7 protein-coding genes are annotated in these 5,556 nt (G+C 46.0%); 3 read left to right on the top strand and 4 right to left on the bottom strand.

The window, feature by feature from the left end; all coding sequences use genetic code 11:
- The 4 genes from KHB02_RS29290 to KHB02_RS29275 form a co-directional block, all read right to left on the bottom strand.
- Window positions 1–424: cell wall metabolism sensor histidine kinase WalK (locus tag KHB02_RS29290; RefSeq protein ID WP_241114198.1), on the bottom strand; the 424-nt coding region annotated here is incomplete at its 3' end.
- 118 nt (window positions 425–542) lie between these two features.
- Window positions 543–680 (bottom strand): winged helix-turn-helix domain-containing protein, encoded by a 138-nt coding sequence (locus KHB02_RS30105; protein WP_213144484.1) that lies wholly within the window; start codon window positions 678–680, stop codon window positions 543–545.
- A 244-nt stretch (window positions 681–924) separates the two neighbouring features.
- Window positions 925–1,221, bottom strand: a complete 297-nt coding sequence (locus tag KHB02_RS29280) for a response regulator (protein WP_213144053.1) — start codon at window positions 1,219–1,221, stop codon at window positions 925–927.
- Between the two features lie 68 nt (window positions 1,222–1,289).
- A complete protein-coding gene (locus KHB02_RS29275; RefSeq protein WP_213144052.1) occupies window positions 1,290–1,799 on the bottom strand; it encodes a hypothetical protein in 510 nt (169 codons plus the stop codon).
- Between the two features lie 196 nt (window positions 1,800–1,995).
- Between KHB02_RS29275 and KHB02_RS29270 the strand changes: the two genes are divergently transcribed.
- The 3 genes from KHB02_RS29270 to KHB02_RS29260 form a co-directional block, all read left to right on the top strand.
- The gene (locus KHB02_RS29270) at window positions 1,996–2,622 is read left to right on the top strand and encodes a DUF3267 domain-containing protein (protein ID WP_213144051.1); all 627 of its coding nucleotides are present in this window, start codon (window positions 1,996–1,998) and stop codon (window positions 2,620–2,622) included.
- Window positions 2,623–2,717: 95 nt separating this feature from the next.
- Window positions 2,718–4,391, top strand: a complete 1,674-nt coding sequence (ilvB, locus tag KHB02_RS29265; protein WP_420848132.1) for a biosynthetic-type acetolactate synthase large subunit — start codon at window positions 2,718–2,720, stop codon at window positions 4,389–4,391.
- A 149-nt stretch (window positions 4,392–4,540) separates the two neighbouring features.
- Window positions 4,541–5,556, top strand: a 1,016-nt coding sequence (locus tag KHB02_RS29260; protein ID WP_241114195.1) for a molybdopterin-dependent oxidoreductase, incomplete at its 3' end; no start/stop codon positions are given.

The following is a 5,556-nucleotide window of genomic DNA, read 5'->3' as shown; positions in this document are numbered from 1 at the left end:
GCGGCCGGGTTAGCCCTTTTTGAAAAATAATCCCCAAAATGACAGCAATCACGGCAGAAATAAGCAAACTAACTATCTGGGATCGGCGCATCAGCATGTTCACCTGCTGCACTTGATCCAGCCTGGCCACCAGTGTAACGTAGCCTCTTGTCTTCCCGTTTTTTGAAGTAACCGCCGCCGTTTCCGAAACAAAATTCCGGCCTGTGCCTGTGCTTTCCCCTATGATCTTGTCCAATGTCCCTCCCTCTAAATCCGAATAAACGATTTCCCTCTTCGGTGTCCAAATGATCATTTCCGATGACATCAACCGCTCCGTTACCGCCAGCGCTCTGCGGTTCATTAGTTTTTCGCGAATAGCTTCACTTGAAAAAGAAGACCTGCTGAGCAGCTGGCTGATAACTTTAGCTTCCTTCTTCAGCTGCACTTCCGTTTCCTTCAGCAAGTACCGCTGGGACACAAAATGAAAAGTAAAGCTAGTAATTAAAAAAATGCTTATAATTAATATAAAATAAGATAATAACAGTTTCGAGCCAATTTTCATCCTACTCATTGATCCGGTACCCGTAGCCCCAAATTGTGGACAGCTCCACCAAGGACTTGTGCTGGTCTAATTTCTTGCGAATCCGTTTGACCAGGTCGTCAACCAAACGGCCGTCTCCTGCATATTCATAGCCCCAAATAAACTCAAGGAGCTCGTCCCTCGTATATGGCTTCCTTTATTCTTGGTCAGAAACACTAATAGTTCATATTCCTTTGTGGTAAAACTGATTTCCTGACCGTCTCTTTCTATGTATCTTCTTTCGAGGTCGATGGTGACGTCCCGGATGCTCAATGTTTGCAACGTTGTGACGGCTGTTGATTTTTCCAGCCGTTTGAAAATATTCTTCATCCGTACCATCAGTTCTCTTGGACTGAATGGCTTAGTCAAATAATCATCTCCACCAAGCTCAAGCCCCAAAATCCGGTCAAATTCGCCGTCCCTTGCTGACACAAAAATGATTGGAACATCACTGACAGCACGGATTTTTTACACAATTCGAGCCCGGCGAGATGCGGCATCATAATGTCGATTACCAGCAAATCCGGTTTCAGTCGCAGCATTTCCTCATAGACCTGCCGGCCATCGGAAAACAGCGTGACCTTGTAGCCTTCATTTTCTATATATTTTTGTAAAATGTCTCGGATATTCTGCTCGTCATCAACGACAAAAACATGCTTCATCAGCGGCTCACCTCACTTCAATTATATAACAAAGAAGGGATAGCAAAATACACTATCCCCCTTTACTCCTATTGAAAAATAGTAATTAATTTGTCCAATTCGACCTCAATTTGTTTCAATTTTTCATTCACTTGCTGCTGGGTGGCAATCTCCTCTTTAAAAGCTTCACTTCCATCGCCATTTTTCACGGCATCCTTTAAGGATTTACGGTCGCTGTGGCCATCCTTCATAAGGGTTTTTAATTCTTTGTTCATTGATTTTAATTGTTGCTTGGCTTCCTTGGCCTGCTGAAACTTCCCTTTATTGCCGCTGTTTTTCGCTTCTAGCACCAAGTCCAGCAGCTTGTCCTTTTTATCAATAATTTGTGACCTTAGGCTTAGGCGTTCTTTCCTTAGCTGATTAATTTGATGGATTTGGTCTTTGTACTGGCTGGCCAGCCCCAGTCTTGTGCCAAGGTGCCCGCCTGCTGCCTTGGATTCGATTGTTTTAGAATTGCTGGCAGCAGAAACGTTCTGGATGCCATAGGCTCCTCCCAACAGCGCAAGGGCAACAACGCCTGCAATTAGAGTTTTTTTCATCTTCCATCACTCCTTCACTTGTTTCTAAATCTAAGTATAGACAATGGATTCGGCATAACTTTGGGATAATTGTGTAAAAAGTGTGTGAAATTGGCCTACTGTTTTTTTGAATAGGCTATATTTCCAAAAAACAGAAACCTATCACAACTCTGAACGTATATATCTTTTAGAACTGCTTTAATAATGGAGGTATTTCGTGAAAATAAAAACCAAGTTGCCAGAATTTAATGAAGATGTACACCTTGAGCTGATTAAAAGCAATTGGGTTCCGCTGAAAGAACCTAAACATTTGGTAAGTGCTATTTTTTTGTCTCTTCCATTGATGATGATCAATGGACTTATCTCTAGAGGGATAATAAATCTTTTTTCTCCTCTATCATTGAGGGATTTTGGGCTACACTCCGATTCTATATCATTAACCATCGACTTTGGAGTCATTTTCTTAATCATATTTCTTGTCATTCTTCACGAATTGCTTCATTTAATTTTTATCCCCAATTTTATTAGATCAGAGAATACATTTATTGGGCTAACCTGGTTTGGCGGGTTTGCTGCCACTGAAGAAGTGATTTCAAAATCAAGATTTATCTTGATCACAATAGCACCATTCTTAATCATTTCAGTTGTTTTGCCAGTAATATTAGGTTTCTTCGGACTATTAACTTCGACATTAAAATTTTTAATTATAGTAAATTCATTGGCTTCCTCTGTAGATATGCTGAATCTTCTACTGATAATGAAACAAGTTCCGAATAATAGTATTTTAAAAAATAACGGGCACAAGACCTATTGGAATCATAAACAAACGGACTTCAAATTTTGAAGCCCTTTTTTGTTTTTAAAAACAACCCATCCTTGATTTAAATCACATACTTATTTTACCTGATAATTTAAACTATTTAAAAATTAGGAAATCAGGTGAATACATTGTTAACGGAAGTTTTTAAAGTTGATTCGATGTTGGAGGCACTTCATGAACTGGGAGTAGAATGTGTTTTTGGCTGCCATAATGATGGATTGTTTCCAACGGAACTTTCAGGAACACGCTACATTCAATTGCAGCATGAACAGGCGGCCGTCCATGCTGCTGATGGTTACGCCCGGTCCACCGGCAAGCCAGGAGTAGTAATTTTGACAACAGCTGCCGGGGTAACCAGCGGGATCACGGGGATTGCAACTGCCTATAGTGATTCCGTTCCAATCGTTGTCATTGCGGGACCACTTTCAGCCAATCCATTAAACGGAGAGTCCGCCAAAGAATTAGATATTGCCGGAATTACGATGCCGATTACCAAATATTCTTTTAAAACTGGGGCGGTCCAGCTGCAAGATGTACTTGATAACGCCCTAAAGCTTGCCGTTGAGGGACGCCCCGGGCCGGTCTTGGTGGAGTTGACTACCAAAAGTGTGACGATGGGCGCCGAACGGATGAGCCATAGCCGCGCACCAAGTGGCGAAAGGACTAATGAAACGGGCAGGAAATCTATTAATCATGCGAAGGAATTAATTGAAAACGCCAGGAAGCCGGTGCTTTTTGTCGGCGGCGGGGTAATTGCTTCGGGGGCTGCCAGCCATTTACGGGAAATCGCCGAGCGCTCGCGGATTCCGGTTGTTAGTTCAATGCTCGGGATTGGTGCGATGGATACGGGGAACCCGCTGTTTTTAGGGATGCTTGGGATGCACGGAACGTATGCCGCCAACAAAGCGGTTCACCATTGCAATTTGTTGATCTCGATTGGAGTTCGGTTTAGCGACCGGGTGACCGGAAAGGTGAGCGGCTTTTCGCCAAAGTCGAAAAAAATTCACGTGGACATAGACCCGGCTGAGATCAATAAAATCATTTCCGTAGACCTGCCGATTGTCAAAGACGCCGCTGAGTTCCTTTTTCAATTAAAAGAGGAACTGGATTATGACCGAATCCGGGCTAACGGCGAAGTTTGGGTGAATGAGGCAGTGGATTGGAAGCGGACGGTGCCGCGATTTGAGAAGTCGAAGAGCGTGCTGAGCCCGCAGACGGTGATTCGGACGCTTGCGGAGTTTTCCGAGGAAGACACGGTGGTGGTGACGGATGTCGGGCAGCACCAGATTTGGACGGCGCATCATTATCAGTTTACGAGACCGCGGACGTTGGTGACGTCAGGCGGGCTGGGCACGATGGGGTACGGACTGCCGGCGGCGATTGGGGCGGCCGCGGGTACGCATCAGGAGACACCCGTTTTGTGTGTTTCCGGTGACGGCAGCTTTCAAATGAATCTGCAGGAGTTGATTACGGCCGTCAGGTACCGCCTGCCAATTAAGATCGCGATTTTGAATAACGGTTATTTGGGCATGGTTCGCCAGTGGCAGGAGCTGTTTTATCATGGCCGCTATTCTTCTGTAAAAATCGGCTCGCCGAATTTTGCAGGGGTGGCGGAGGCTTACGGTGTCGCTGGATTTAGGGCTCGTTCTGAGGAGGAGGCCCGACGGATTATTGAGGAAGCGATGAGTCTGGATGGTCCGGCGCTGATGGAGTTTGATGTGGTCGAAGAAGAGAATGTCTACCCAATGGTTCCGCCAAACCATAGCAACCATCAATTGATTTTGTCGCGGTGAGGTTGGATGGATTTTGACGTCTTTTTATACAATGACATCCTAACCCGAAAATATCCTGACTATGTTTCGCCCCCTATTTCTCGACTCGTGACAATCAAGCACCCTCTGCGATAGTATAAATCTATCAAACTCTTTAAAGGAGAATGCTTATGCCTTCCTACGAAGATCTCCCGCGGGATGGGACTTTTCATGCGGTTTGTCCGCTCGACTGTCCAGACCAGTGCGGGCTGTTGATTCATAAACAGGATGGAAAAATTATCAAAGTCGAGGGCGACCCAGAACACCCCGTGACAAAAGGGCACATTTGCAATAAGGTTCGGAACCTGGCGGAACGGATTCATGACGAAAAACGCCTGCAATATCCGCTGAAGCGCATCGGGGCTAAAGGCGAGGGAAGTTTTGCGCGCATTAGCTGGGACGAAGCGCTGAGCACCATCTCGGACCGCTGGAAAGAACTGATTCAAACGGACGGGCCGGAGAGCATTCTTCCCTATAGCTTTTACGGGAATATGGGGCGGCTCGCTGCTGAAGGTATGGACCGCCGCTTTTGGAACAGGCTTGGTGCATCAAGGCTTGACCGGACCATCTGCAACTCGGCCGGGGCAGTCGGCTACAAGTATACAATGGGCGGCAGCTTTGGCATTGACCCTGAGGATACGATTCACACGAAATTGTTCATTTTCTGGGGCATCAATGCGGTGAGCACGAACATGCACCAGGTGGCTTTGGCGCAAAAGGCCCGCCGTGAAAACGGCGCCAAGATTGTTGTCATCGATATCCATAAAAATCAGACTGGAAGATTGGCAGATTGGTTTATTCCGATTTTGCCGGGCACGGACAGCGCCTTGGTCCTCGGGTTGATGCACATCCTGTTTGACGAAAACATGGTCGATGAAGACTTTATGAAAAAATATACTGTTGGGCATGAGGAACTCCGAGAGCATGTGAAGCAATATGACCCGATGGCGGTTTCGGAAATTACCGGAGTTCCAGTTGACGATATCTATAGATTGGCACGAATGTATGGGACAACATCGCCTTCTTTTATTCGGATTGGCAACGGCCCGCAGCACCACGATAATGGCGGCATGTTTGTCCGGACTGTTTCCTGCCTGCCGGCGTTGACTGGCCAGTGGCTTGTAAAGGGCGGCGGCGCCATCAAAGG

The organism is Neobacillus citreus (genome assembly GCF_018343545.2).
Lineage (GTDB): Bacteria > Bacillota > Bacilli > Bacillales > Cytobacillaceae > Neobacillus > Neobacillus citreus.
The sequence above is the reverse complement of the archived record's forward strand: the minus strand, read 5'-3'. Positions and strand labels throughout refer to the sequence as shown.

Excerpts from the sequence above, each read along its gene's own strand:
- KHB02_RS29280 (WP_213144053.1), bottom strand. The coding sequence starts at position 1,221 with ATGAAGCATGTTTTTGTCGTTGATGACGAGCAGAATATCCGAGACATT.
- KHB02_RS29275 (WP_213144052.1), bottom strand. The coding sequence starts at position 1,799 with ATGAAAAAAACTCTAATTGCAGGCGTTGTTGCCCTTGCGCTGTTGGGA.